The organism is Pseudonocardia sulfidoxydans NBRC 16205, assembly GCF_007989085.1.
GTDB lineage: Bacteria > Actinomycetota > Actinomycetes > Mycobacteriales > Pseudonocardiaceae > Pseudonocardia > Pseudonocardia sulfidoxydans.
The window spans coordinates 1-25894 of sequence record NZ_BJVJ01000003.1; the positions used below are offsets into that span (position 1 = coordinate 1).

General features: G+C 73.0%; 24 protein-coding genes and 1 riboswitch. Of the genes, 7 read left to right on the forward strand and 17 right to left on the reverse strand.

Annotated elements, in window-relative coordinates; all coding sequences use genetic code 11:
- The 12 genes from PSU4_RS02100 to PSU4_RS02155 form a co-directional block, all read right to left on the reverse strand.
- Positions 1-614 (reverse strand): GNAT family N-acetyltransferase (locus PSU4_RS02100; protein ID WP_147102208.1); only part of this gene is annotated, 614 nt, incomplete at its 3' end.
- 34 nt (positions 615-648) lie between these two features.
- Complete coding sequence (locus tag PSU4_RS02105; RefSeq protein WP_186816699.1) at positions 649-1680, reverse strand: transporter substrate-binding domain-containing protein; 1032 nt, start codon at positions 1678-1680, stop codon at positions 649-651.
- 18 nt (positions 1681-1698) lie between these two features.
- Positions 1699-2523: an amino acid ABC transporter ATP-binding protein gene (locus PSU4_RS02110; RefSeq protein WP_147102210.1), complete on the reverse strand. Its 825-nt coding sequence runs from the start codon at positions 2521-2523 to the stop codon at positions 1699-1701.
- On the reverse strand, positions 2520-3515 hold the full coding sequence (locus tag PSU4_RS02115) for an amino acid ABC transporter permease (protein ID WP_147102212.1): 996 nt from the start codon (positions 3513-3515) through the stop codon (positions 2520-2522). The genes PSU4_RS02110 and PSU4_RS02115 overlap by 4 nt, the downstream gene beginning before the upstream one ends.
- Positions 3516-3923: 408 nt before the next feature.
- A complete protein-coding gene (locus PSU4_RS02120; protein ID WP_147102215.1) occupies positions 3924-5285 on the reverse strand; it encodes an NtaA/DmoA family FMN-dependent monooxygenase in 1362 nt (453 codons plus the stop codon).
- Complete coding sequence (locus tag PSU4_RS02125; RefSeq protein ID WP_147102217.1) at positions 5282-6370, reverse strand: LLM class flavin-dependent oxidoreductase; 1089 nt, start codon at positions 6368-6370, stop codon at positions 5282-5284. The genes PSU4_RS02120 and PSU4_RS02125 overlap by 4 nt, the downstream gene beginning before the upstream one ends.
- A 29-nt stretch (positions 6371-6399) precedes the next feature.
- Complete coding sequence (solA, locus tag PSU4_RS02130) at positions 6400-7584, reverse strand: N-methyl-L-tryptophan oxidase (RefSeq protein WP_147102219.1); 1185 nt, start codon at positions 7582-7584, stop codon at positions 6400-6402.
- A 212-nt stretch (positions 7585-7796) separates the two neighbouring features.
- A riboswitch (SAM riboswitch) is annotated at positions 7797-7888 on the reverse strand.
- Positions 7889-8154: 266 nt separating this feature from the next.
- Positions 8155-8925, reverse strand: a complete 771-nt coding sequence (locus PSU4_RS02135) for an SDR family NAD(P)-dependent oxidoreductase (RefSeq protein ID WP_147102221.1) — start codon at positions 8923-8925, stop codon at positions 8155-8157.
- Positions 8918-9175 (reverse strand): hypothetical protein, encoded by a 258-nt coding sequence (locus PSU4_RS02140; protein WP_147102222.1) that lies wholly within the window; start codon positions 9173-9175, stop codon positions 8918-8920. Before PSU4_RS02140 ends, PSU4_RS02135 begins: the two co-directional genes overlap by 8 nt.
- Positions 9172-11169, reverse strand: coding sequence for a hydantoinase B/oxoprolinase family protein (locus PSU4_RS02145; RefSeq protein ID WP_147102224.1), 1998 nt, complete (start codon positions 11167-11169; stop codon positions 9172-9174). Before PSU4_RS02145 ends, PSU4_RS02140 begins: the two co-directional genes overlap by 4 nt.
- The gene (locus tag PSU4_RS02150) at positions 11166-13208 is read right to left on the reverse strand and encodes a hydantoinase/oxoprolinase family protein (RefSeq protein WP_186816700.1); all 2043 of its coding nucleotides are present in this window, start codon (positions 13206-13208) and stop codon (positions 11166-11168) included. The genes PSU4_RS02145 and PSU4_RS02150 overlap by 4 nt, the downstream gene beginning before the upstream one ends.
- A gap of 136 nt (positions 13209-13344) precedes the next feature.
- Positions 13345-15039, reverse strand: coding sequence for a helix-turn-helix domain-containing protein (locus PSU4_RS02155; protein ID WP_147102228.1), 1695 nt, complete (start codon positions 15037-15039; stop codon positions 13345-13347).
- 57 nt (positions 15040-15096) lie between these two features.
- Here PSU4_RS02155 and PSU4_RS02160 point away from each other — a divergent pair, with 57 nt between their 5' ends.
- The 5 genes from PSU4_RS02160 (at position 15097) to PSU4_RS02180 (ending at position 19856) form a co-directional block, all read left to right on the forward strand.
- On the forward strand, positions 15097-15630 hold the full coding sequence (locus tag PSU4_RS02160; protein ID WP_147102230.1) for a VOC family protein: 534 nt from the start codon (positions 15097-15099) through the stop codon (positions 15628-15630).
- Positions 15631-15803: 173 nt separating this feature from the next.
- Positions 15804-16826, forward strand: a complete 1023-nt coding sequence (locus PSU4_RS02165; protein WP_147102232.1) for a DUF7064 domain-containing protein — start codon at positions 15804-15806, stop codon at positions 16824-16826.
- Complete coding sequence (locus tag PSU4_RS02170; RefSeq protein ID WP_147102234.1) at positions 16823-18412, forward strand: class I adenylate-forming enzyme family protein; 1590 nt, start codon at positions 16823-16825, stop codon at positions 18410-18412. The genes PSU4_RS02165 and PSU4_RS02170 overlap by 4 nt, the downstream gene beginning before the upstream one ends.
- Before the next feature lie 234 nt (positions 18413-18646).
- The gene (locus PSU4_RS02175) at positions 18647-19006 is read left to right on the forward strand and encodes a protocatechuate 3,4-dioxygenase (RefSeq protein WP_147102235.1); all 360 of its coding nucleotides are present in this window, start codon (positions 18647-18649) and stop codon (positions 19004-19006) included.
- The gene (locus PSU4_RS02180) at positions 18999-19856 is read left to right on the forward strand and encodes a class III extradiol dioxygenase subunit beta (RefSeq protein ID WP_147102236.1); all 858 of its coding nucleotides are present in this window, start codon (positions 18999-19001) and stop codon (positions 19854-19856) included. The genes PSU4_RS02175 and PSU4_RS02180 overlap by 8 nt, the downstream gene beginning before the upstream one ends.
- A gap of 116 nt (positions 19857-19972) precedes the next feature.
- Here PSU4_RS02180 and PSU4_RS02185 read toward each other — a convergent pair whose 3' ends face one another.
- The gene (locus PSU4_RS02185; RefSeq protein WP_147102237.1) at positions 19973-20350 is read right to left on the reverse strand and encodes a hypothetical protein; all 378 of its coding nucleotides are present in this window, start codon (positions 20348-20350) and stop codon (positions 19973-19975) included.
- Between the two features lie 244 nt (positions 20351-20594).
- On the opposite strand from PSU4_RS02185, the gene PSU4_RS02190 reads away from it, so the two are divergent.
- Positions 20595-21410, forward strand: coding sequence for a carbon-nitrogen hydrolase family protein (locus PSU4_RS02190; protein ID WP_147102238.1), 816 nt, complete (start codon positions 20595-20597; stop codon positions 21408-21410).
- Here PSU4_RS02190 and PSU4_RS02195 read toward each other — a convergent pair.
- The 4 genes from PSU4_RS02195 to PSU4_RS02210 are packed head-to-tail and all read right to left on the reverse strand — an operon-like array spanning position 21383 to position 24953.
- On the reverse strand, positions 21383-21676 hold the full coding sequence (locus tag PSU4_RS02195; RefSeq protein WP_147102239.1) for a hypothetical protein: 294 nt from the start codon (positions 21674-21676) through the stop codon (positions 21383-21385). The two genes, PSU4_RS02190 and PSU4_RS02195, sit on opposite strands and share 28 nt — an antisense overlap.
- Positions 21673-22371, reverse strand: a complete 699-nt coding sequence (locus PSU4_RS02200; RefSeq protein ID WP_147102240.1) for a GntR family transcriptional regulator — start codon at positions 22369-22371, stop codon at positions 21673-21675. The genes PSU4_RS02195 and PSU4_RS02200 overlap by 4 nt, the downstream gene beginning before the upstream one ends.
- 39 nt (positions 22372-22410) lie before the next feature.
- A complete protein-coding gene (locus tag PSU4_RS02205; RefSeq protein ID WP_147102241.1) occupies positions 22411-23172 on the reverse strand; it encodes an MSCRAMM family protein in 762 nt (253 codons plus the stop codon).
- Complete coding sequence (locus tag PSU4_RS02210; RefSeq protein ID WP_147102242.1) at positions 23169-24953, reverse strand: MFS transporter; 1785 nt, start codon at positions 24951-24953, stop codon at positions 23169-23171. The genes PSU4_RS02205 and PSU4_RS02210 overlap by 4 nt, the downstream gene beginning before the upstream one ends.
- A 149-nt stretch (positions 24954-25102) precedes the next feature.
- On the opposite strand from PSU4_RS02210, the gene PSU4_RS02215 reads away from it, so the two are divergent.
- Positions 25103-25768, forward strand: a complete 666-nt coding sequence (locus tag PSU4_RS02215) for a TetR/AcrR family transcriptional regulator (RefSeq protein ID WP_147102243.1) — start codon at positions 25103-25105, stop codon at positions 25766-25768.
- Positions 25769-25894 lie beyond the last annotated feature (126 nt).

Consider the following 25894-nt stretch of genomic DNA (forward strand, 5'->3'; position numbering starts at 1 on the left):
TCCCCGCGCTCCCGGATGCCGTGACCGACGGCCCGCACCAGCCGGGTCGCGAGCCCCTGACCGCGGTGGTCGGGGTGGGTGCACACGGCGCTGATCTCGGTCCAGCCGGGCGGGTGCAGCCGCTCGCCCGCCATGGCGACGAGCGCGCCGCCCCGGCGGATGCCCAGGTAGGTGCCCAGTTCGACCGTCCGGACCGCGAACGGCCCCGGTTTGGTCAGCGCCACCAGGGCGAGCATCTCGTCGACGTCGGCCGCCCCGAGCCGGACGGCCTCCTCGTCGGGTGCGGTGACGAGCCCGTCGTCGACGAGCTGGACGCCCTGCCCGGTCTCGAGCACTCCCCACGTGTCCGGCACGGAGGAGACGTCCTGGCCGGACACGGCGATCGTCGCGCCGGGCCCGACGAGGGCGGCCATGTCGGCCCAGTCGGCCGGGCCCGCCGCGCTCGGCAGCGCGGCGAACACCGACACGTCGGGGTGGTAGCGCAACGCCGTCCCGTGCCGCTCGGCGAAGCGGTGGTGCGGGCCACTCAGCGAGGCGTATGGGGCGTTGTCGAGCACCCGTTCGGCGGCCGCATCGGCCGTCGCGCCGGGTCGTACGTCGGACGGGATCGTCATCCCGCTCCTTCCGTGGTTCGGAGCCGTGCAGCGGTCACGTGTTGGTCAACGGCAGGCCCGGCGGGTTGATTTCCGACGTGGGGATGGCCTCGTTGGCCAGGTTCCAGGTGTCGAGCCACTGCTTGTACTGGCCGTTCTGGATCAGGTGGTTGACGGCGTCGGCCAGCGGCTTCGCGAGCCCGTTGTCCTTCTTCGTGGTGGCGCAGATCAGTCCCTGCAGCGACGCGCCCGCACCGGAGTAGACGCCAGCGCTCTTCGTCGGCTGGGGCGTGGTCGCCGTCTGCGTCACGTGGTAGGCGATGCTGGGGTTCGGGGTGAAGTAGGCGTCGATCTTGCCCGAGGTCAGTGCCAGGTAGGTGCTGTTGACGTCGGGGTAGTACTTGATGTCGAGGGTCTGACCGGCGGCCTGTAACTCGGTCTGCCACTGCAGCAGGATCTTCTCCTGGTTGGTGCCCTTGCCGACCGAGAACGTCTTGCCCGCCAGGCTCTTCGCGGTGCCGTCGAAGCTCCACGGGTTGCTCGCGAGGGCCTCGAAGCCGAGGTTGTCCTGGCGGTAGCAGGCGAAGTCGTACTTGAGCTTGCGCTGCTCGGTGTCGGTGATGTTGGAGAAGCCGACGTCGGTGCGCCCGCTGTCGATGCCGACGAACAGGTTCTCCCACGTGGCGTTGTTGTGCACCGGCTCGAGGCCCAGCACCGCCGCGACGAGCCGGCCGAGGTCGGGCTCGGAGCCGGTCAGCGTCTTCTGGTCGGTGCCGACGAAGCCCAGCGGCGCGGCGCCGGTCGGCAGGAAGCCCGCCCCGATGACGAGCTGCCCCTTGTCGAGGATCTCCTTGGGCACCTCGTTGCGGATCGACTCGACGACGTCGACCTTGACCACGGTCTCCTTGGCAGCGCCGTTGGACACCGCACCGATGGTGACGTCGGTGGTGCCACTGGCCTTGCCGCCGCTCGCGGCGTCGGCGTCCCCGCCGCAGGCGGCCGCCGTGGCCCCGAGCACGACGGTGACGACGCCCGCGGCGGCGACGCGCGCCCACCGGGTCGTGAGACGGGTTCTGACTCCTGACACGTTCTCTCCTGGGATGGTTCAGAGCACCTTGGCGAGGAAGTCGCGGGTGCGGGGGTGTCGGGGGTGGTCGAGGACCTCGGCCGGGGTGCCCTGCTCGACGACGACGCCGTGGTCGAGGAAGACGACGAGGTCGGCGACCCGGCGGGCGAACCCGATCTCGTGGGTGACGACGACCAGGGTGGTGCCGGTGCTGGCGAGGTCGTCGATGACGCCGAGGACCTCGCCGACCAGTTCGGGATCGAGCGCGGAGGTCGGCTCGTCGAACAGGATGACGCCGGGGCGCAGGGCGAGCGCCCGCGCGATCGCGACGCGCTGCTGCTGCCCGCCGGAGAGCTGGCGCGGGTAGGCGCCGTTCTTGTCGGCGAGGCCGACCCGGGCGAGCAGCTCGGCGGCCAGCTCGCGGGCCGCGGCCTTGTCCACCCGTCCGGTCGCGACGGGTGCGGCGGCGACGTTCTCCAGCGCGGTCAGGTGCGGGAACAGGTTGAAGTTCTGGAAGACGAACCCGATCCCGGCGCGCTGGCGCAGGATCGCGCGTTCGCCGAGCTCCTTGAGCCGCCCGCCGTGGCGGCGCACCCCGATCAGCTCGCCGTTGACGCTGACGTGCCCGCGGTCGAGCTTCTCCAGGTGGTTGACCGTGCGCAGCAGCGTCGACTTGCCGGAGCCCGACGGGCCGAGGATCACCGCGACCTGCCCCGGCTGCACGGTCAGGTCGATCCCGGCCAGTACGTGGTTGGCGCCGAACCACTTGTGCGCGCCGTGGACCTCGACCGCGGCAGGACGCACATCGGCGAGGGGATCGAGCGTGGTCGCCGTCGCGGTGTCGGTGGTGGCGTCGGTCGTCATCGCAGGGCTCCTGCCGCGATCCGGCCACGCAGCGCGGCGACGCCGGTGCGCAGCTTCTGCCAGGGGGTGAGCGGCATCGTCCGGACCGCACCGCGCGCGAAGTAGCGCTCGATGTAGTACTGCGCGACCGAGACGAGGCTGGTGAGGATGACGTACCAGACCGTCGCGACGATCAGCAGCGGGACGATGTCGCCGGGGTAGGTGCTGCCGAGGCTCTGGACCTGCCCGAACAGGTCGAGCAACGACACGTAGAACACCAGCGACGTGGCCTTGATCAGGTTGATCAGCTGGTTGACGTAGTTCGGCACGATCGATCTGAGCGCCTGCGGCGCGACGATGCGCCGGAACTGGTATCGCCGGGGCAGGCCGAGGGCCGCCGCGGCCTCGTGCTGGCCGTGGTCGACCGCGAGGATGCCGCCGCGGACCACCTCGGCGGCGTAGGCGGCCTCGTTGAGGCTGAGCCCGACGACGGCGATGACGATCTCGGTGGCCAGCGCCGCCTCGTCGAACTCCACGAACGTCGGGCCGAACGGGATGCCGATGCCCAGCGTCGGGTAGAGCGCGCTGAAGTTGTAGAGGAACAACAGCAGCACGATGAGCGGGACCGAGCGGAACAGCCAGATGTAGCCCCAGCTCGTGATCTGCAGGACGGGGCTGCGGGAGAGCCGGCACAGCGCGAGGACGACCCCGCCGAGCAGGCCGAAGACGGCGCTGAGCGCGGTGACCTTCAGCGTGATCAGCAGGGCGTCGAGGATGACCGGGCGCGCGAACCAGTAGGCGAACCGGTCCCACTGGAAGAACGGGTTGGTGACCAGCCCGTGCACGATCTGGGCGGACACGATCAGGACGACGACCGTCGCGATCCAGCGCCAGGGGTGACGCAGCGGCACGACGCGTTCGGAGGCGTCGAGCGGCGGCCCGCCGGGTCGGTCGGTCGGGTCGTCGGGGCGCACGAGGGTGGTCCCCGTGCGCGGGGGTTCGGTGCCGCCCATGGGCGTGGACTCCAGGAAATGGGCGCGCGGAAAACCAGAGAACGGCGTGCGAGAACCGCTCCGGTGGACGTCGCGCGGCGGGACACGATGAATTCGGGCGAAATGCCCGGACGGTCAGCGGGACGGCTGCAGAACGCGACAGATAGCGCTGTCGACACGGTGCAGGTCGACATGGCGGCGGGAGCACCGGACGACGGGACCATGACGCCGCCACTGCACGTCGGTGCAGCTCGGAGCGCTCGTCGCGGTCATCGTCGTCCTTGTCCCGCCCCGGCACGGGGCATCGTGGTCGAGTGCGGCCACAATGGTCACTCGTCCGTGTGAACGTTAATTCCGTTGCGTTCCTGTGTCAATGTGGCGTATGGCTCCGAGCCTTCCCGGGAAATGCGTGGGAATTGTTCGGACCATTCACGCCGACCGCCGGCTCAGCGGTGCGCGCAGGCCGAGGTGCTCGCGCAACGTCGTGCCCTCGTAGGCGTCGCGGTAGACGCCCCGCTCCTGCATCGCCGGCACCAGCAGATCGACGATGTCGTCGAGCCCGTCCGGGGTGAAATAGGGGGAGACGTTGAAACCGTCGACCGCGCCGTGGCGCACCCAGTGCGCGAACTTCTCGGCCAGCCCCGCCGGGGTGCCGACGTGGCCGCGGCGCGGCTCCAGCTCGATGACCGTCTCGCGCAACGACAGCTTCTGCGCGGCGGCCACATCGCGCCAGCGCGCCACGATCGCGTGCTTGTCGTTCCAGCGTCGCGACCCCATCTCGCCGGTCGCCTCGGCGACGACCGGGTCCTCCGCGGGCAGCGGCCCGTCCGGATCGCGGTCGGACAGGTCGAAGCCCCACACCTGGCTCGCGATCGCGAGCGCCGTCGCCGGGGTCACCTGGCGCAGCTCGAGCCAGCGCGCCTTCTCCTCGGCCTCGGACTCCGTGTCCCCGATGACGATCGTCGTGCCGGGCAGGATGCGGACGTCGTCCTCGGGCCGGCCGACGGCGCGCAGCCGGGCGCGGATGTCGGTGGCGAACGCGAGCGCGTCGTCGACGTCGCCGCCGTGCGCGGAGAAGATCACGTCGGCGTTGCGGGCGGCGAAGTCCCGGCCCTCCGCCGAGTCCCCGGCCTGGAAGATCACCGGATGGCCCTGGGGGCTGCGCGGCAGCAGCGGGACGGCGTCGATCGAGAACTGCGACGTCCGCGCCAGGACCGGGGTGATCGCGTCGCCGTGCGACCACGCGGGCGCGTCGGTCGACGTCGCGACGGCCGCGTCGTCCCAGCCGTCCCACAGCCCGCGCGCGACGTGCAGGAACTGCTCGGCGCGCACGTAGCGGTCGGCATGGTCGAGGAATCCGCCACGACGGAAGTTCTCCCCGGTCCACGCGTTGTCGGTGGTCACGACGTTCCAGCCCGCACGCCCGTCCGAGAGCAGGTCGAGGCCCGACAGCCGTCGCGCCAGGTCGGCGGGCTCGTTGTAGGTCGTGTTCTGGGTGGCGACGAGCCCGATCCGGCTCGTCAGCCCGGCGAGGGCCGCGAGCTGGGTGATCGCGTCGGGGCGCCCGGCGATGTCGAGGTCGTGGATGCGCCCGCCCGACTCGCGCAGCCGCAGCCCCTCGCCGAGGAAGAACGCGTCGAACAGTCCGCGTTCGGCGGTGGCGATCATCCGGCGGAACGAGGCGAAGTCGATCTGCGATCCGCTCTCGGGTTCCGACCAGATCGTCCAGTGGTTCACGCCCTGGAAGAACACCCCGAGATGGACCTGCGCGTCGGGGAAGGGGACGTTCATGCCGGGACCTCCTGCGAGGTGAAGCGGTTGGCCGGGCGAGGCAGCCCCAGCGTCGTACGCAGCGACGAGCCGGCAACCGGGCGGGTCGCGACACCGCCGCGGAACAGGGCCGGCAGCACGTGGGCCGAAAGCACCGGCAGCTCCTCGTCGAGCACCAGTGGGAACAGCCGCACCCCGTCGACGACCCGTGCGAGGTCGGTGAGCAGAGCGACGAGCGCGGCGGGCGACCCGACGTGGCGCAACCGCTCGCCGCGCGGCCACTGCGTCGCAGCGTCCAGACCCGCGAGCCGGTCGACCGCGTCGCCGTCCGGGGTGTCGATGACGACCTCGACCTCGGCGAACACCCGCGGCGTCGCCGCCCGGCGCGCGGCCGCGCCGATGCCGTCGACCGTGGGGTCGGCGACGAGGGTGACGTCGACCAGGTCGGGCGGGACGAGCCCCTCCGGCGCGAGCACGACGAGCTGGCCCTGCGGCGGGCGCGGCACGATCGCCGGGCCCTTCACCGAGTACGTCTCGCCGACGAAGTCGACGTGGTGGAGCTTGTCGACGTCGAGGTAACGGCCGGTGGCGACATCGCGGATCGCCGCGTCGTCCTCCCAGGAGTCCCACAGCGCCCGGTTCACGGTGACGGCGTCGCGGGCCTCGCGGCTCAGGCCGTCGCCGGTGACGAACGGCCGGCCCAGGGCGGCGGCGACGGCGGCGTCGTCGGTCGCCGACACCACCCAGCCCGCACGGCCCGCGGCGGCGAAGTCGAGCGAGGCCAGCTGGGAGGCGACGTGGAAGGGCTCGGAGTAGGTCGTCGACACGACCGGGGCGAGCGCGATGACACTGGTCAGGGGCGCGGCGAACGCGGCGCGCTCGACGGCGCCGATGCGCCCGGCCGGGTCGGGCCTGCGCCGCGGCGGCGCGGGGGAGTCCTCGAACGTGGCAAGGGTGAACCCGGCGTTCTCGGCGACGCGCACGACCCGCGCGACGCGCTCCGACGTGAGCAGCCGGTCGGGGGCGTGGCGCGCGCGGCGCCAGGACGCGGGGTGCGCACCGTCGCCGTCGAGGTCGACGGCGAGGTGCAGGAGACGGGAGGGCATCGGGAGAGTCCTTCGCAGGTCGTGGTCGGTCAGCCGGCGGCGGCAAGTGGCGAGCGGGTGGCGTCGCCGACGGCGAGGTCGGCGAGCACCCGGCCGAGCGCGGGCGCGAACTTGAACCCGTGCCCGGACAGCCCCGCGGCGACGACGAGCGGCCCCGCGGCGTGCAGGAAGAAGCCGGAGTCCGGGGTCGTGGTGTAGGTGCAGCTCACGGGGTCGGGCCGCGACGCGTCGAGGCCGGGCAGGAACCGCGCGACGTAGTCCTGCAGACGGGCGAGCTGATCCGGTTCGGCGGTGAACGTGCGACGGTCGGGGTCGCACTCGGGTCCCACACCGTGGAACCCGACCTTCACCCCGAGCCCCGGCGCGGGCAGCCCGTACACCGCCGACGGCCAGCCCTGTGCCGGGCCGGTGTGGTGGATGAACGTCGGCCAGGCCGGGTCGACGGGACGGCACGGGTCGGCGCCGCGGACCGCGAAGTGCGCGGGCTGCTCCTGCGTGACCCGCAGCGGCGGCAGGTCGACCAGGCCCGCGAGCAGACCTGCCGACCACGCCCCGGCCGCGACGACGACCCGGCGGGCCCGGATGCGTCCGTCGGGGGTCGCGACGTCGACGCGGTCGTCGCCGCGCACCGCGAGCCGCTCGACGCGGGTGTGACGGCGCAGCACGGCGCCGTGCCCGGCGGCGGCCGCGGTCAGCGCGGCCACGGCCTGGTCCGCGTGCAGCCGTCCGGACCGGTCGGGCTGCAGCAGCACCCGGCCGGAGAACCGCATCCCCGGCCAGCGCTGCTCCGCCTCGCGCGGGTCGAGCCACGTGTGCGCGATGCCGTGCGCGGCCAGCGACGCGGCCAGTGCGCGGACGGACGCGACGTCGTCGCCGTGGTCGACGCCGCCGGTGATCTGCAGCAGCGGTGCACCGGTGACGTCCTCGAGACATCGCCACAGGTCGTGGGCCTCGACCGCGAGCCGGACGTAGGGATCGGAGGCGTAGGTCTGGCGGTAGATGCGGCTCGTGCCGTGCGAGGCGCCGTGGCTGTGGCCCGGGCCGAACCGGTCGAGCAGCAGCACCTCGTTCCCCCGGGCCGCGAGCTGCCAGGCGGCGGCGGCACCGACGACCCCGGCGCCGACGACGACCACGTCGACATCCGACGACGGCGCGCCGGGTCGTGGCGCCCCGGCGGGACGGCGGGGGACGGGAATGGGACCGGCGTGGGACATGGGTGCCTCCGGGACGGGACCGACGGACGGGTACGCGGCAGTGACGGTCCGCGCGGGAGCGCGCGGACCGTTCGGGGGTGCGGGCAGGGCCGAGCGGGAAGGCGTCAGCGACAGAGGGTGGCGTGCAGGCGGCCCAGATCCAGGTGACGGCGCTTCGTCCACAGGCCGCGCAGCGGCGCGGCGGACGGCAGGCACGCTCGGTGCACCACGGTCTCCCATCGATCCGGGCGGTAGCACCCCGCGTGGTCACGCGTGGTTGCTGCGGCGTCGACGAGCCCGGTCTCTCGGCCGCTCTGGATGGACGCTTCAACTGAACGCGTCGGGAGCGCCCCTGTCAAGACGGTGGTGTGCGATGTGGCGGGTACCGCAGTCGTTCGGAACCGGTTGAATGACCGGTCATTCGTACTGGCCGAACCGGGTGTCCGGACCACCGCCGGACGCGGAATGCCGGTGCCGCGCGGTGGCGGCCGCGGGGCCGTGCCAGGTGGTCGAGTCGACCGGCGGGAACGGGCTGGTCAGGGGTTGTGAGCGGCAATAGTCGCTATAGCGACTATTGCCGCTCACAGGGGCTCAGTGCATGACCGCGCCGGCGCTCACGTTGAGGTCCTCGCCAGTGATACCGGCGGCCGCGTCGGAGGCGAGGAACGCGCAGGTCGCGGCCACCTCGTCGGCGGTGACGGCGCGGCCCATCGGCGAGATCGCGGTGAACGCCGCGCGGGCCTTCGCCTCGCTGATGCCGTCGCGCTCGGCGTTGCGCCGTGCCAGGGTGTCGAGCCGTTCGCTGTCGACCGGGCCCGGGCACACGCAGTTCGCGCGGACCCCCGACGGGCCCAGCTCGGTCGCCAGCGTCCGGACCAGCCCGATCAGTCCCAGTTTCGACGCCGCGTACGGGCCGCGGTTCGCCATGGGGCGCTTGCCCGTCATCGACCCGACCGCGATCAGCGACCCCGCCCGGCGCTGCATCAGGCCGGGCAGGAACGCCCGGAACGTCAGGAAGACGCCGTCGAGGTTCGTCGCGAGGCAGTCGCGCCACTGCGCCGCCGTGACCTCGTGCAGCGGCGCGACCGGCCCGGGGACCCCGGCGTTGGCGACGACGGTGTGCACCACCCCGAGCCCGTGCGCGGCCGCCGCCACGGCCGCGATCGAGCCCTCGTCGGTCACCTCGCACGCCACGGCTTCGACCGCGGCGCCGAACGTACGCAGCTCGTCGACGGTGGCGTCGAGCCGGCCCACCTCCCGGGCCGTGACGACGACCGCGAACCCATTGCGCGCCAACGCTCTCGCCGTCGCCCGGCCGATCCCGCCCGAGGCGCCGGTGACGACGGCGACGCGGTCAGCCACGGGTGCCCCCGTCGTCGCCGATCAGGTGCGCGCTGAACGGGACGTAGGTGAACCCGAACGGTGTCGGGCTCGGTTCGCGGCGCAGCACGTGCAGGCAGTCGAGACAGCGCGCCACCAGGCACCAGCCCCGCAGGTCGAGCATCGGGTAGCCATCGACGCCGGTACCGCCGCACTCCGGGCAGGTCTCGTGCAGCGGCGTCCGGGTCACCGACAGCGTCGGTTCCTCGGGCCGGCCGAACAGCATCGTCATCGCGTGCCCTCCCGCTCCTCGCGCGTCGCCGCCTCGTCGACCGCGAGGGCCTGCGGCGCCGTGTCCGGGTCCCCGGTGACGACGACACCGTAGTCACGGCGGGCCCCGTCGACGGTGACGTAGCCGTCGCGCACGTCGCGCAGCACCGCGGCCGGGTCGCGGCGCAACGGATCACCCCAGCCACCCGCGCCCGGGGTGCGGACGCGGACCAGGGTGCCGGGGGCCGCGTCGATGTCGGACAGGCCGTTCACCCAGGTCCCCGACCCGCGGTCGGTGGGGGACTGCTCGTCGTCGAAGTAGCCGCCGAGCGGGAGCAGGGCCGGGGTGTCACCGTTGCCCGCGAGCCACACCCGGGCCACGTCCGTGCCGGGTGGCGCGTCGTCGGGGCGCCCGACCCACGCCGCACCCGGCCGCCCGGGACCGGCACCGTCGGACCCCCACGGCAGCACCCGCAGGTGCAGCAGCAGCGGGTAGACGTCGGCACGGGAGACGACCATCCGGTCGTAGACCACCGCCGCGCCGCCCCGGTGCTCGCCCGGGCCGCCCGAGTCGGCCGCGAACTCCTTGCGCAGCACCATGACCGGGTGGTCCTCCTCGATGGCCTCCGCCGACATCTCCATCAGGTTCTGCTGGCTCATCGACACGAAGTTCTCGCCGTCGCCCTCGGCGGAGGCGCCGAACCCGCCGAGCGCGAACAGCGGCGCCACGAACAGCCGCCGGCCCGCCGCGTCCGGGTCGTCGAGCGTCGCGGGGATCGACTGCGTCGCCGCCGCCAGCTGCTCGGCCACCGCGGGCGGCAGCCCACGTCGCGGCCCGGCGGGCCCGATGCCGACCGACCCGGTGATCAGCAGGCCCATGTTCGTGCCGTAGTGCCCGCCGAACCCCGCCTCCGGCGGCGCGCCCGACAGGAACGCCTTCGTCACCGCGTTGAACACGGCCTCGGCCGCGTCGAAGTACATCGTCGTCGCCGCGGGCGGGCGGGCGCTCACGAACGTCCCCTCCGGGATCACGACGCTCACACACCGGAACGCCCCCGAGTTGTTCGGGTTGTGCGGGTCGCACAGGAACTTGACCGCCGTGAACACGCCGTTGATCGCGTCGAACACCGAGCAGTTCACCGACGACGCCGCCTCCCGGCTGGTGCCGCTGAAGTCGACCTCCACCTCGTCGCCCCGCTTGCGGACCGTCGTGCGGATGACGTACGGCTCGTCGTTGTAGGCGTCGGCGTCGATGCCGTCCTCGCCGACGAAGTCGCCGTCGGGCAGGGCGCGCAGCCCGTCGCGGGTGGAACGGTCGGCATAGTCGAGGGTGTAGGCCATCGCATCGTGCACCGTCTCGACGCCGTGCTGCTCGGCCAGCGCCAGCAGCCGCTGCTCGGCGAACGACGCCGCGCTGTGCAGCGCCTGCAGGTCGGCCAGCATGTTCTGCGGCAACCGCGAGTTGTCGAAGTACAGGTTGAAGCCCGGCACGAACGGCTTGTCGTCGCGGTACACCTGCACCCCGGAGATCACGACGCCCTCCTCGAACACGCTGCGCTTGCGCACCGAGTAGCCGCCCGCGGTCAGCCCGCCCATGTCGACCAGGTGGGCCTTCACCGCGACCCCGCCGATCATCTCGTCGCCGACGAACACCGGCCGGAAGAACCCGTTGTCGTAGACGTGGTTGCCGCCCTTGAACGGGTTGTTGTAGGCGATGAGATCGCCCGGGCGGAGGTTCTCGGCGCCGTACTCCCACACCAGGTTGCGCACCATGTAGGGCATGACCCCGGAGAAGTGCGCGAGGCTCTCGTTCATCGCGACGATGTCGAGGTCCAGCCGCGGCGGCGCGATCGGCCCGACGAGGGTCACGCAGAAGTCGAACGCGTCACGGATGATGGGGGAGAAGCTCGACCGCAGGATGATCCGCCCGGCCTGGCGGACCGTTGCGTAGAAGGCGTTGCGGACGATCTCCAGCTCGACGTTGCCGCTGTCGGTGTTGCTGTTGTCCGTGCTCATCGCTGCCCCCAGGTGATCACGAGATGCCCCGTCGGCCGGACCTCCGCGGTCTCACCGTCGTCGAGGACCGTCGTCGCCGTGGGCTGCACGACGAGCGCCGGGCCGGTGACCCGCGCGCCCGCGCCCAACGTGGACCGGTCGACGATCGGGGTGTCGCGCCACGCCCCGTCGCGGAAGATCCGGGCCGACCCCGACCCCGCGGCGTCACCGCCCGCGCCGAGGTCCGGCGGGTCGGGCGTACCCAGCGCGACCGTCGCCGTCACCCGCGCCATCGTCGCCTTCACGTCGGCGTGCGCCACCGCGTAACCCCAGGTCCGGCGGTGGGTGTCGTCGAAGTTGGTGCGCAGCCGCGCCATCGCCGGGACGTCGAGGTCACCGTCGGGCACCGGGACACCCGGGGTCTCCCATGTCTGGCCCTGGTAGCGGCCGTCGAGCCAGCGCGTCACCTCGACGTCCTCGCGCGCGCCGAGGGTGCGGCGGGCGTCGTCGGAGAGCCGGGCGTAGGCGTCGTCGAGCGCGCCCGCCGGCAGCGCCCCCAGCTCCTTCACCACCGGCTCGCCGACGTCGCAGCGCAGGTCGGCCAGCGCGAGCCCGTACGCGGACTCCTCGCCGGGCTGCGGCGGGACGATCACCGACTCACAGCCCAGCGCGCGCCCGATCCGCGCCGCGAACACCGGCCCGGCCGAGCCGTACGCGTAGAGCGCGAACCGCCGCGGGTCGACCCCGTTGTACACCGACACCTCCCGGGCCGCCTCGACCATCGCCGCGGTCGCGACGTCGACGATCCCTTGCGCCGCAGCCGGTGCGTCCAGCCCCAGCCTCTCGCCGAGCGGGGCGACGGCGGCCTGCGCCGCGGCGATGTCGAACGTCGCCGCGCCGCCCATGAACTGCGCCGGACCCAGCACACCCAGCACCGCCAGCGCGTCGGTCACCGTGGCGTCGGTGCCGCCACGGCCGTAGCAGGCCGGGCCCGGGTCCGCGCCCGCACTGTGCGGGCCCACCCGCAGCGCACCCCGCGCGTCCACCCACGCCACCGACCCGCCCCCGGTGCCGATGCTGTGCACGTCCAGCGCCGGCAGCGCGATCACGACGTCGTGCTCCAGCTCCAGCTCCGTCGTCAGCACCGGCGTCCCGTCGGCCACGATCGCGCAGTCCGCGCTGGTCCCGCCGATGTCGAGGGTGATCAGGTTGCCCGCGCCGACCCGCCCACCGCCGCGCTGCGACGAGATCACCCCGCCCGACGGACCCGACTGCAACGTGTACGCCGGGCGGTCGCGCGCCGTCGTCGCCGGCAGCACACCGCCGTTGGACTGCATCACCATCAACGGCCCGTCGTAGCCCATCGCGGCCAGCCGCTGCTGCGCCCGGTCGAGGTAGCGCTGCACCAGCGGGCCGACGTAGGTGTTCACCGCCGCCGTCGAGAAGCGGGGGTACTCCTTGAAGCACGGGTGCACCGCCGTCGACGTCCAGCACGGCAGCCCCGGCGCCACGTCGGCGACGATCCGCGCCGCCTGCCGCTCGTGCTTGTCGTCGGCGTAGGCGTTGACGAAGCACACCACGATCGCCTCGACGCCCTGCTCGACGAGGAACCGCACCTCCCGCTCCAGCCCCGCCTCGTCGAGCGGGACGACCTCGCGGCCGTCGCGGTCGATCCGGCCCGCCACCGTGCGCCGCAGGTGCCGCGGCGCGAACGGGCGGCGGGCGTCGCCGAACTCCCGTTGCCAGCGCGGGTTGAACTGGTCGCTGCCCGGCCGCTGCCCGCGGCCCATCGCGAGCACGTCGCGGAACCCGTCGGTGGTGACGACGCCGATCCGGCAGCCCGTGCGCGTCAGCACCGCGTTGAGCCCGACCGTGCAGCCGTGCAGCACCAGCGAGATCTCGTCCATCGGGATGCCGAGGGCCTCGACACCGGCGACGAACCCGTCCGACTGGTCCGCGGGCGTCGTCGGGACCTTGCAGGTCCGCACCTCGCCGGTGTCCTCGTCCACCGCGACGCAGTCGGTGAACGTGCCGCCGACGTCGATCCCGATCCGGTACATGGGCCCTCCGCTCCGCTGCCGCCCCCATCGTCGCGGCGTCGGTGTGACGGGGGCCATGGATCGGCGGCCAAAAGGTGCCCCGCATTCTGTGCCCCCGACGCGAACGGTCTGTGAGTGGCAATAGTCGCTATAGCGACTATTGCCACTCACGAGGTGCTTCGGCCCCCTGGACCGCGCGGACCATGACCGCGGCGCGCAGCTCGAAGACGTCGTCGGCGCGCTGCGGATCCAGGCCGGTCAGCTCCGCGACCCGGCGCAGCCGGTAGCCCACCGTGTGCGGGTGCACGTGCAACGCCCGCGCCGCCGCGCCCGTCGAGCCCCCCGCGTCGAGCCACGCCCGCACCGTCGCGACCAGCTCCGTCGACCGCTGCGCGTCGTGCCGCTCCAACGGGCCCAGCAGACGGTCGGCGAGGCGGCGCAGCCCGTCGGGGGTACCGGTCTCCAGCAGCAGCGTCGCGACCCCGAGCTCCTCGAGGTCGACCACCCTCGCATCGGTGAGCGCGGCCGCCGTCCGCACGATCCGCCAGGCCACCGGGAACTCGCCGGTATCGGTGACCGTGCGGCCGACCACCGCTCGTTCCCCCGCTCCGGTGAGCGCCGTGACCAGCGCCGACCGCTCCGAGTCCGGGACCAGCGCCACCACCGAACCGCTGTCCTCACCGACCAGCACCCCGCCCCCCAAGGCACGCCGCGTCGCCGCAGTGACCTTGTCGAGCAGGACGACGGTGTGCGGGCGGGTCAGGTCGTGGCCCAACGCGCGGGCCCGATCCCGCAGGTCGACGTCGCGACCCGCCCCCGTCACCAGGTCGACCGCGAGGTCGCGGGTCAGCCGCAACGCAGTGTCCGCCGCGTGCCCCCGCTTGTGCAGCTCCAACGCCACCAGCGGCGCGAACCGCTCGATCACCGGGCGGACGTCGGTGTCGGTCCCGCCCTCCCGCGCCACCCACAGCCGGGCCACCGGTTCGCGGGCGACCGACAGCGTCAGCACCCACGCCTGGACACCCGGCAGATCGACCCGGACCGCGGACCCCTCGTCCGCGACCGCCACCAGCTCCACCGGCGGACCCTCGCCCGCCTCCGCGAGCACCGACCCGTCATCCACCGACTCCAGCACCACCCGCGCCGCCAACGCCTCACCCAACGCACCGAGGACACCGTCGAGCCCCGCGTCCGCCAGCAGCAACCCCACCAGCCGCCGGTCCTGCGCCTCCGCCCACTCCCGTTGCGCGCGTTCGTGATGCAGACTCGCCACAGCCCTGATCAGCTCGGCGTTCGTCTTCTCCAGCTCCACGATCGTCGCCCGCTGCACGTCCTTGACCCGCGACGCGCGCAGCACCGTCGCCACGTACTCGGCCATCAGCTCCGCCAGCGCGATCTCCGCCGCCGCGAACCGGTGCGCCTCCCGCGAGTAACCGACCAACACCCCCGGGCACTCCTCGCCCGTCTCCAACGGCACCGCCAGGATCGTCCGGATACCCTCGCGGCCGGCCGCCTCACGCCACGGCCCGCCCAGCCCGGCCGCGTCGGCGAGCACCACCGTCCGCCGCTCCCGCACCGCCTGCGCCGCCGGCACGTCGAACGCCGCGCCCGTCGGGTGCACCAGCAAGGGGCGCAACGTGTCCAGGTCGTGCCGGTACGACTCGGTCAACCCGTGCGACGCCCGGACCGCGAGCCGCGAGCCGGCCGCGTCGAGCAGCATCACCGCGCACGAGTCCGCACCCGTCAACGCGCACGTGTGGCGCGCGACCCGGCGCAACAACGCCGCCGGGGACTCGTCGGCGTTCAACGCGCGCAGCACGTCCGCTGCCGCGTGCAGCCACTCGGTCCGCATCGCCACCTCCGCGTCGTCGCGTCCCGGGCGGCACCCGGTTCGGTTAGCCTCCGCGTCGTGACCGCCCGGTTCAAGGACCTGTGTGCCGACGCCGCCGAACCGGCCCGGGTCGCCGTGTTCTGGGCCGACGTCCTCGGGCTCACGCCCGAGCGACGCGACGGGGGACTGCACGTGCTGCTGCGCGACGGGACACCCTGGCTGTGGGTGAACCCCGTGCCGGAGCCCAAGACCGTCAAGAACCGGGTGCACCTCGACCTCGTCGTCCCCGGCCGCGAGCTGCCCGGCGCGACCCGGCTCGCCGAGTACGACGTCTTCAGCGTCTACGCCGACCCCGACGGCAACGAGTTCTGCGCCTTCGACCCCTCGCCCGGCGACCCCTCGACCGAGCCGCGGGCGTTCGCCCTCTGCACCGACAGCGCACAGCCGGTGGCCGCCGCGGCCTGGTGGGCGGCACGGACCGGGGCACGGGCCGTCCCCGGGCCCGACGGCACCCCGCGCTACCTCGAGGACGTGCCGGGCCTGGGCATGACCTGGAAGTTCGTACCCGTCGACGACCCGCGCACCGGCAACGAGTTCTGCCGATTCCCGTGAACCGGTGATCGCCGATTCCGGCGGATGAGCGCATCAGGCGTCGCTCACCCGCCTCGAACGGCGATCAGCCGGGTTCAGTCCGCGGTGTCGTCGATCAGGAGGGCGGTCTGCGCGGGCTCGCGGGTTAGGGTTCAGGCAGCTGCATCGACGCAGCCGGACGGACGGGGGGCCGCGTGACCACGACCGCGGGCGGGCTGCGCCTGGAGCATCGCGACGAGTACCCGCACCCACCCGACGACCTCGTGAACTTCAACGAGAGCGTCTACGCCAGCGGCTGGGACGCGCGGTCGCGGATGGGCGGCTGGATGCGGCTGGGCAACCGCGTCAACGAGGGGTACGCCGAGCTGTCGGTGTGTCTGTACCTGCCCGGTGGCCGGGTGGCGTGCGCGTTCGGCAAGCCGTCGATCTCGACGAACGACGCCTTCGACGCCGGCGGCCTGCGCTACGAGGTCGGCGAACCGTTCGCGGGCGTGACCATGGCCTACGACGGCGAGGTGTTCGTCCTCGACGACCCGTCGGTCCTGCGCGACCCCCGCCGGATGTTCGCCGAGGCGCCGCGGGCGCAGGCGTCGGTGCGGTTCGACGCGCGGGGGGTGTCACCGATGCACGGCGGCGAGCCGACGGCGCCGGAGCACGAGGCTCTCATGTACTACGGAGACCAGTTCTCCCGCGGCCACTTCAACCAGCACACGGCCGTGACGGGGCACATCGTCGTCGGCGACGAGAGCTTCCCGATCGACGGCCACGGCTGGCGCGACCACTCCTGGGGCCCGCGGTACTGGCAGGCGATCTGGGCGTACCGGCTGTTCATCGCCAACTTCGGCGAGGACCGCGCGTTGATGATCCTCAAGAACATCCGTGCCGACGGGACGTCGCGCCGGCGCGGGGTGCTGCTCGTCGACGGGGAGTACCACGAGGTCACCGACCTCGACGTGTGGACGGAGTGGGACGAGAACCAGGAGCCTGCGGCTGCCCGGCTGGGCGTGCGCACCGCGCAGGGCACCGCGGTCGTCGACGCCCGCACCCTGACGTCGGCGCCGCTGCGCAACCGGCGCCGCACCGAGGACGGGACGGAGCTGCGGTCGCGGGTCGCGGAGGCGTTCAGCGAGTACACCTGGGACGGCCGCACCGGCTACGGGATCATGGAGTACATCGAGCGGGTGGAGGATGACACCGCGGTCGGGTACCCGCTGTGAGCTTCTGGTGGCCGGACGCCCCCGGCCCCGAGCAGACCGTTCCGGAGCTTCTCGCCTCTCGCGTGCAGCGGGTCGGTGACGCGACGGCGTTGATCGCGCCGAGCCTCGTGACCGGCGGTGAGGTCGCGTGGAGCTACCGCGAGCTGGCCGACCGGGCCGCCGTCGCCGCCGCGGTGCTCGCTGCCGCCGGGGTGGGGCCGGGGGACCGGGTGGGCGTGCTCGTCGACAACGACGGCGCCGCCGAGGCCCACGTCGCGTATCACGCCGTGCACCGTCTCGGCGCGATCTGCGTGCCGCTCAACACCCGCTACGTCGCGCGGGAACTGGCGTACGTGCTCGGGTTCGTGATGCCGGCGGCGATCGTGCACGGGCCGCGGTTCCTTCCGTTGTTGCAGCAGGCCTCTGTCGACGCGGTCCTGCTCGACGTCTCCACCGGGTTGTTGGAGGCGGCGCACCCGACCGTCGACGCGGTGCGGGTCACCGGCGACGACGACGCCGACTGGTTGTTCACCTCCGGCACCACCGGCCGCCCGAAGGCGGTGGCGCTGAGCCATCGCGGGTCGGTGGCGTGTGGCTACCAGGGCGTCGGCGCGTGGGGGGTGCGGCCGGGAAGTGTCTACCAGTCGTTCGCGCCGTTCTTCACCAGCACCGGTAGCCACACCAACCTGCTCGGCTGCCTCGCCGCGGGGTGCACCTACGTCGTCGAACCGGAGTTCGACGTGCACGCCACCCTGGACCGGATGCAGCGGCATCGCGCGACGTCGGTCTTCCTGATCTCGACGGTCCTCGCGCTGATCCTCGACCGGCGCACTCCCGCCGAGCTCGACGCCTACGACTTCTCCGCGCTGGAGCGGGTCTGTTACGGCGGCCAGCCGAGCAGCCAGGCGTTCTACCGGCGGATCCGGTCGGAGATCGGGGAGCGGTGGGGCGTCGAGCTCGTCAACATCTACGGGCTCACCGAGGGCGGGACGTCGGGAATCATGCTGGTCGACGACGACCACCCCGAGGCTCTGGAGCGCATGGGCGACAACGGGTTGTCGATCGGGCGGACCGGGTTCCGCGAGTGGGTGGGCGTGGAGGTGCGCCGTCCCGACGCGTCGCCGGTGAAACCGGGGGAGGTCGGGGAGCTGTGCCTGCGCAGTCCGTCGACGATGTCGCGCTATGTCTCCGATCTCGCCGCCACGCGACGTGCGCTGCCCGGGGACGGCTGGCTGCGCACCGGTGACATGGCCACCACCGACGACGCCGGGTTCGTCTACTTCGTCGACCGCAACGCCGCGCTGATCCGCCGCGGCGGGCTGAACGTGTCGTCGGTCGAGGTGGAGGGTGTGCTGTTGGAGCACCCGGGCGTCGCGGAGGTGGCGGTGGTGCCGCTGCCCAACGAGGTGCTGGGCAGCGACGTCCGGGCCGTCGTGGTCGCGTCGGACCCCGCGCCCACCGCCGACGAGCTGGTCGACTGGTGCGTGCAGCGTCTCGCCGACTACAAGGTCCCGGCCCGGGTCGACTTCGTCGAGTCGTTGCCGCGCAACGGGATGAACCGCGTCATCAAGGGCGTCCTGACCGGGGACCCCGACGCGCTTGCCTGATGACTGTCGTGACGAGCTGATCCGTTGTGAGTGGCGATGGTCGCTATAGCGACCATCGCCACTCACAGGGTCTGTTTGACGTACCCGACCAGCGCGGGGGTCCGTCGTTTGTCGCACAGCACAACGGTCGGGTGCGTGATGGCCCCGGGCGCCGGCGGGGAATTACGGTCGGGGGACGACGGTCGCCGGTGTCCGTCCGCATCGGAGCGCCGGCCCGAGCTTGGGAGCGGCCAGATGACGAGCCGGATCAGTCCGGACCTGCCGGGCACCTACGTGTTCGACGGCCCCACCAGCCGCCGCGGCTTCCGCATGAACAAGCTGTTCATGTCGCTGCGCTCCGAGGCGGCCCGCACGGACTTCCTCGCCGACGAACCCGGCTACTGCGCGCGGTTCGGGCTCACCGACGACCAGACCGAGGCGGTGCTCGAGCGCGACTGGCAGGCGATGCTCGACCTGGGCGGCAGCATCTTCTACATCTACAAGCTCGCGATGATGGACGGGCACTCCATGCAGTACCTCGGCGGCGTCTTCACCGGCATGTCCGAGGCCGACTTCAAGGCCGCGATGCTCGCGGGAGGGCGCACCGATGTCTGAGGTGATCTGGGGGCTGGCGACGTCGCACGTCCCGTCGATCGGGGCCGCGATGGACCGTGGTGTGACGGCTGACCCGGTGTGGGCGCCGCTGTTCGAGGGCTACGCCCCGGCCCGGGAGTGGCTGGCCGACAACACGCCCGACGTCGCGATCCTGGTCTACAACGACCACGCCAACGGCATCGATCTCGACATCGTGCCGACCTTCGCCATCGGCACCGCGGAGCGCTACGAGGTAGCCGACGAGGGCTTCGGCCGCCGCCCTGTTCCGGACGTCGTGGGCTCCCCGGAGCTGTCGTTCCACCTGCTGCAGAACCTGATGGACGACGGTTTCGACCTCACCGTCTTCCAGGAGCTCGACGTCGACCACGGGTTCACGGTGCCGCTGTCGGTGTGGACGCCCCAACCCGGCGACGCCTGGCCCTGCCCGGTGGTGCCGTTGCTGGTCAACGTCATCCAGTACCCGCAGCCCACGGCGGCCCGCTGCTACGCGCTGGGCAAGGCGCTGGGGCGGGCGATCGCGTCGTTCGAGGGGGCGCGGACCGTCGGCATCCTCGGCACCGGCGGCATGTCGCACCAGCTCGCGGGCGCCCGTGCCGGATTCATCAACCCGCGGTTCGACGCCATGTTCCTCGATGCCATCGAGAACGACCCCGAGAAGCTCGCCGCTCTCACCCGCGAGGACTTCATCCGCGAGGCGGGCTCGGAGGGCATCGAGCTGATCATGTGGCTGGTGATGCGGGGGGCGATGAACGCGCAGGTCCGCAAGGTGCACAGCGCCTACCATGTCCCCGCGTCCAACACCGCTGCCGGTCTGGCGCTGTTCGACAACCGCACGGCCCAGCCCGCCTGACCCTGTGAGTGGCGATAGTCGCCATGGCGACTATCGCCACTCACGACCGTCTACGTCAGGTCGACACCTGGGCACGGGCCCGCGCGGGGCGGTGGCACTGCGCCAACCGACCCCGCTCAGGCCTCCCACTCGGCGACCAGCCACTCGCAGATCTCGGCCTCCGTCTTGTCCGGGAACGAGTGTGCGAACGCGGCGAGGGTCCGCGTCGCCTCGGCCCGGTCGAAACCGCGCGCGCGGGCGAGCTCGAAGTACCTGCGCTGCAACGCCGTCGGCCTTCCGCCGCCCGCACCCCGGCCCGGCAGGCCGTCCCGCCAGCGCTCGATCTCGTCCACCCTGTCCTCCGCCCAGCCGGGAGCCCCGTCGACCTCGACGTCCGGTTCCGGGAAGGGATGGGCCGATCCCCCGGGGTGGCGGCCTCGCCACTTGTGGACCGCGTGCCGGCTCACCCCGAGCGCCTCGGCCACGCCGATCACTCCGAGGTAGCGCCGCGTCATGCGCGCACGATCTCACGTCCGAACATCGTCTCTGTAGTGGACGACGTTAGACGGTCCGACGGAACGTCGTCAACGGGAGAGACGAGGATCCGACGACGTGCCGCGAATGCTGCTGTGCGGGGGCGATTCCGGCCGTCGCTCGCGGCCTGAGAGATTCGCGCGCAACCTCACGGTCGCCACGTCGCCGCGATACAGCAGTGAGGTTGCGGCCGGGTCGTGCGTCGCCGGGTTAGGGTCGTCCGTGATGCGCATCGCCCTCGCCCAGATCGCCGCCACGACCGACCCCGCGGCCAACCTCGACCTCGTCCGCGACGGGGTCCGCCGCGCCGCCGACGCGGGCGCCCGGATCGTCGCGTTCCCCGAGGCGACGATGTGCCGCTTCGGGATCCCGCTCGGCCCGATCGCCGAGAAGCTCGACGGGCCCTGGGCCACCGCCGTCCGCGACGCGGCCGCGTCCGCCGGGATCACCGTCGTCACCGGGATGTTCACCCCCGCCGACGGCCGCGTCCGCAACACCCTGCTCGTCACCGGCGGCGGGGTCGAGGCGTCCTACGACAAGATCCACCTCTACGACGCGTTCGGGTTCGCCGAGTCCGCCACCGTCGCCGCCGGCGACACCCCGGTCACCGTGACCGTCGACGGTCGCACGGTCGGCCTCGCCACCTGCTACGACGTGCGGTTCCCCGCCCTGTTCCAGCGGCTCGCCGCCGAGGGTGCCGACGCGATCGTGCTCCCCGCGTCGTGGGGTGCGGGGGAGGGCAAGGTCGCGCAGTGGGAGCTGCTCGTGCGCGCGCGGGCGCTGGACTCCGGCACGTTCGTCGCCGCGTGCGGGCAGGCCGACCCGACGACCGTCGGCGGACAGCACGGGAAGGCGCCGACCGGGGTGGGGCACAGCCTCGTCGCCGGCCCGAACGGCGCGGTCCTCGACGCACTGGGCCCGGAGCCCGGGCTGCTCGTCGTCGACGTCGACCTCGACGCCGCCGTCCCCACCCGCACCGCGACCGGCGTCATCGCCAACGCCCGCGACACCCGTCAGGGGGCGTCGGCGATCTTTCGCTGAGCTGCGTCGACCGCTGCGATCCCGGCGGCAACCTGCTCTGCCGGCGTGAACGACGCGGTGAAACTGTTGCGCGCCGACGCGGCCGGCGGTGCCGTCGACAGACCGAGCGCGGCGTGGTTGTCGGCGACGTACCCGCCGAAGCAGGGCGGGTCGTCGGAGTTGACCGACGTGACGACGCCCGCTTCGTGCAACGCCCGGACCGGGTAGTCGTCGAGGTGGACGTGCAGCTCCGCCTTGGGCAGCGCCTCGGCGACGCCGGCGCTCATCCGGCCCCGACGGTGCTGCCCGACGCTGCGGCGTTGTCGATGTGGCGCTCGCACACCGCGGTCGCGGCGGCGGCGTCGCCCGCGGCCAACGCCGCGACGAGCTCGCCCAGCTCGGCCACCGACTCCTCCGGCCGACCGGGCCGCGACAGCGACCGCGCCCGCAGCAGCCGGACCCTCGCCTGCAGCTGTCCGAGCAGCGTCCGGATCGTCGAACTGCCGGCGCCGTCGAGCAGCGCGGCGTAGAAGACGTCCTTGGCGCGCAACAGGTCCAGGATGTCGTCGGGCCGGTCGCGCGCCGCGTCGGCGAACGCCTGGTGGGCTGTGGCCAGGGCCGCGTGGTCGGCGGGGGAGGCGTAGGCGATGAACCGGCGCGCCGCCAGACCTTCCAACGTCGCCCGCACCTCGTAGAGCTCGGCGGCCTCCGCGGGCCCCGGCACGTCGACGACCGCGCCCCGCTGTGGCACGATCCGCACCAGCCCCTCACCCTCCAGGCTGCGCAGCACCTCCCGGATGGTCGCCCGCGACACCCCGGTGACCTCCATCAGTTCCCGCTCCACGAGCCGCTGCTCCGGGGCGAACCTGAACTCCAGGATCGCGCGCCGCAGCGCGTCGGTGATCTGCTCGCGCAGAGGCGCCGCGATGCGACGTCCGCCGACCGGGCCCAGCACGTCGGCGGGCAGGCCGGCAGGGCTCATCCCGTCACCGTACTTCACGGGGCACGGTCCGCAGCAGGGTCAGGACAGGACGAGATCCTGCGGTTCCTCGTGCGGGCCGACCGCCACCGACGCGACCGCCGCGTGGGCGTCCGACCGCAACGTGTAGGTCCCCGCCGGGACGGCGTCGAAGCGGTAGCCACCGTCGGCGCCCGTGCTCGTGGCGGCCACCGGGCGGCCGGTCCCGTCGAGCAGGACCAGGCCCAGCCCGGCCACCGGGCCGTCGCCGGACACGGTGCCCGCCAACGCCCCCCGCGTCCGGACGGGCAGGTCGACGACCTGGTCGCTGCCGTCGAGGCCGGCGTCACGGTCGATGCCGCGCGCCACTGGGTCGGCACCCGGTGCGGCCACGACGATCGTGATCGCGGCGTCCACACCTCCGAGCCGGTAGGTGCCGTCGGGATCGGAGATCGTCGTCGCGACGACGTCGCCGCCCGCGTCGAGCGCCACGACGGTCGCGGCGGCGACAGGGGAGCCCGTGTCGGGGTCGCGGACCACACCCCGCACCCCGGCGATCGGCTCCAGCACGACCGACAGCGACGGCGTCGCGTGCCCGGCCGCCACCCGCACCGTCAGCGCCCGGGGCCGGTGCCCCGAGTGGTGCACGATCAGCACGTAGCGGCCGGGGGCGACGTCGTCGAAGCCGAAATGGCCTTCGGGGGTCCGGGCGACGCGGCCGACCTGCGTGCCGGCACCGTCGGTCAGGGTGAGGACGGCGTCGTCGAGGGGGGTGGTGCCGGACCGGACGACGCCCGTCACCCGGCCGTCCTCCTGGGCGCTCACGACGGGTCCGTCGCGGTGACGGCCGGCGCTGCGACGCTCGGTTCGGCGCCGGCCGTCACCGCGTGCGCCGGTGTGGAGGGGGGTGGGCCGGGCAGGACGACGTCGTGCCGGGTCTCGGCGGCCCGGACCGCGACGACCTCGTGCACCGCGGGCAGCCGCGTCGCCACCAGGGTGAGCGGCTCGGCCGGCACGTCGGTGAGGCGGTAGCGGCCGTCGGCGGCCGCGCGGGTCGAGCCGACGACGCTGCCGTCCGCGGCGTGCGCCGTGACGGTGACGACGCCGGGTCCGTCCGCGCCGACCACACGTCCCTGCAGGGTCCGCGCGGGCCGGGCAGGTGCGTCGCGATGTGCGAGTGCGTCCACGACAACTGGTTCGACCGGGGCGGTGCGCTTTGCCGCCGCCCGCCGCGGCAGGAACGTCGCGACCGCGAACGCCACGACCGCGGCCCCCGCGCCGATGGCCAGCACCACACGGAACGCGTTCTGGGTCGGCAGCGCGACCGGGCCGAGCGCCATCGTCATGTGCGCCAGGATGACGCCCGCGACGGCGCTCGCCACCGACGTGCCGATCGAGCGCATGAGGGTGTTGACGCTGTTGGCCGACGCCGTCTCCGACACGTCGACCGCGCCCATGATCAGCGCGGGCATCGCGCCGTAGCCGATGCCGATGCCGGCGCCGATCACGATCGACACGACGATGAAGTGCCACACGTGCGCCATCAGCAGGATCGTCAGCACGTACCCGACCGCGACGATCAGCGCCGCGACCATCAGCGTCGTCCGCGGCCCGTAGGTGCGCGACAGCTTGGCCGACAGCGGAGCCGTCGCGATCATGACCAGACCGCTCGGCGCCATGATGAGGCCGACGTCGAGCATGCTGAGGCCGAGGCCGAACCCGGTCTGGGGCGGCAGCTGCATCAGCTGGGGCAACACCAGCGACATGGCGAACATCGCGAACCCGAACACCGCCGACGCGACGTTGGTCAGCAGCACCTGCTTGCGGGCGAACGTGCGCAGGTCGACCAGCGGCGACGGGCGGCGCAGCTCCCAGAACGCCCACGCCACGAAGACCACGACCGCGCCGGCGAACAGGCCCAGGGTCGCCCCACTCGCCCAGCCCCAGTCGCCACCCTTGGAGATCGCGAGCAGCAACGCCATCAACGCGACCGACAACCCGAGCGCACCGACGAGGTCGAACCGGCCACCCGCGCGCAGCGGCGACTCCGGGACCAGCATCAGCACCAGCCCCAGCGCGATCACGCCGAGCCCCGCCGACACCCAGAACAACACGTGCCAGCTGGCTTCCTCGGCGATCAACGCCGCCAGCGGGAGGCCGAGCGCACCACCGATGCCCAGGGAGGCGCTCATCATCGCGACGGCCGAACCGAGCCGTTCCGACGGCAGCTCGTCACGCATGATGCTGATGCCCAGCGGGATCACGGCCGCCGACAGGCCCTGCAGGGTGCGGCCGATGATCGCCGGTGTGAGGCTGTCGGCCAGCGCGGTGACGACCGAGCCGGCGACGAGGACGACCAGGCTGATCAGCAGCATCCGGCGCTTGCCGAACATGTCGCCGAGCCGGCCCACCGTGGGGGTGGCGACGGCGGCGGCGAGCAGGGTCGCGGTGATCACCCAGGCCGTGTCGGCGCTCGACGCGTTCACCAGCGTGGGCAGCTGGGGGACCAGCGGGATGATCACCGTCTGCATCAGCGCCACGACGATGCCGGCGAACGCCAGTACGGCGACGACGGCGTTCGGACGGACGGTGCGGTGTGCGGTCACGAAAACTCCGGGGACGAGGCCAGTTCAATCAACTGATTGAGAGAAGGCTGTCACCGGAGCGGGGCGGTGTCAGCGTCCGATGAGTTAAATCACTCGGTTGACTCAATCCCGGGGGCGCGGGTTCACTGGACCGAGACGTGGAGGTGATCATGACGACGAAGACCCAGGGGCGGACTCCCGCCCGGTCCGGCCGCGCCGACGCGACCCGCGAGGCCATCCTCGCCACCGCCGAACGGCTCTTCGCCGAACACGGCGTCGTCGCCGTCTCCAACCGGCAGATCAGCGAAGCCGCAGGCCAGGGCAACACCGCCGCCGTCGGCTACCACTTCGGCACCAAGGAAGACCTGGTGCGTGCCATCGTCCGCAGACACACCGCCGACGTCGACCGCCGCCGCGAGGAACGCGTCGCCGCCGTCACCGGCTCCACGAACGTCCGCGACTGGGTGGACTGCCTCGTCTGCCCCATGACCGACCACCTCGACGCCCTCGGCAGCCCCACCTGGTTCGCCCGCTTCGCCGCCCAGGTCATGACCGACCCCGTGCTGCGCGAGACCGTGGCCGAGGAGTCGCTCGCCTCCACCTCGCTGCGCCACGCCCTCGACGGGCTCGAAGCCTGCCTGCCCTCGCTGCCCGCCGCCGTCCGCGCCGAACGTGGGGCCATGGTCCGGCAGCTGATGATGGTCATGCCCGCCGAACGCGAACGCGCCCTCGCCGACGGTGTCCCGACCCCCCGCTCCTCCTGGCGCGACGCCACCACGGGACTTGTCGACGCCGTCACCGGTATCTGGCTGGCCCCGGTCACCCCGACCCCCTGACCGTGGCGGGGTTGCTCGCCGAAGCCGGGCGCAACCTCACGGTCGTCGTGGCACGCCGGGACAGCGGTGGGGTTGCGCGCCGCCTCGTGGTTCGGGCCCGACCTCACCGCGAGCCCGAGCCGGGCG

Excerpts from the sequence above, each read along its gene's own strand:
- PSU4_RS02145 (WP_147102224.1), bottom strand. The coding sequence starts at position 11,169 with ATGAGCACGGACAACAGCAACACCGACAGCGGCAACGTCGAGCTGGAG.
- PSU4_RS02195 (WP_147102239.1), bottom strand. The coding sequence starts at position 21,676 with ATGAGCGCCGGCGTCGCCGAGGCGCTGCCCAAGGCGGAGCTGCACGTC.
- PSU4_RS02180 (WP_147102236.1), top strand. The coding sequence starts at position 18,999 with ATGTCTGAGGTGATCTGGGGGCTGGCGACGTCGCACGTCCCGTCGATC.
- PSU4_RS02110 (WP_147102210.1), bottom strand. The coding sequence starts at position 2,523 with ATGACGACCGACGCCACCACCGACACCGCGACGGCGACCACGCTCGAT.
- solA (WP_147102219.1), bottom strand. The coding sequence starts at position 7,584 with ATGTCCCACGCCGGTCCCATTCCCGTCCCCCGCCGTCCCGCCGGGGCG.
- PSU4_RS02190 (WP_147102238.1), top strand. The coding sequence starts at position 20,595 with ATGCGCATCGCCCTCGCCCAGATCGCCGCCACGACCGACCCCGCGGCC.
- PSU4_RS02175 (WP_147102235.1), top strand. The coding sequence starts at position 18,647 with ATGACGAGCCGGATCAGTCCGGACCTGCCGGGCACCTACGTGTTCGAC.
- PSU4_RS02120 (WP_147102215.1), bottom strand. The coding sequence starts at position 5,285 with ATGAACGTCCCCTTCCCCGACGCGCAGGTCCATCTCGGGGTGTTCTTC.
- PSU4_RS02125 (WP_147102217.1), bottom strand. The coding sequence starts at position 6,370 with ATGCCCTCCCGTCTCCTGCACCTCGCCGTCGACCTCGACGGCGACGGT.
- PSU4_RS02200 (WP_147102240.1), bottom strand. The coding sequence starts at position 22,371 with ATGAGCCCTGCCGGCCTGCCCGCCGACGTGCTGGGCCCGGTCGGCGGA.
- PSU4_RS02155 (WP_147102228.1), bottom strand. The coding sequence starts at position 15,039 with ATGCGGACCGAGTGGCTGCACGCGGCAGCGGACGTGCTGCGCGCGTTG.
- PSU4_RS02150 (WP_186816700.1), bottom strand. The coding sequence starts at position 13,208 with ATGTACCGGATCGGGATCGACGTCGGCGGCACGTTCACCGACTGCGTC.
- PSU4_RS02215 (WP_147102243.1), top strand. The coding sequence starts at position 25,103 with ATGACGACGAAGACCCAGGGGCGGACTCCCGCCCGGTCCGGCCGCGCC.
- PSU4_RS02115 (WP_147102212.1), bottom strand. The coding sequence starts at position 3,515 with ATGGGCGGCACCGAACCCCCGCGCACGGGGACCACCCTCGTGCGCCCC.
- PSU4_RS02185 (WP_147102237.1), bottom strand. The coding sequence starts at position 20,350 with ATGACGCGGCGCTACCTCGGAGTGATCGGCGTGGCCGAGGCGCTCGGG.
- PSU4_RS02140 (WP_147102222.1), bottom strand. The coding sequence starts at position 9,175 with ATGACGATGCTGTTCGGCCGGCCCGAGGAACCGACGCTGTCGGTGACC.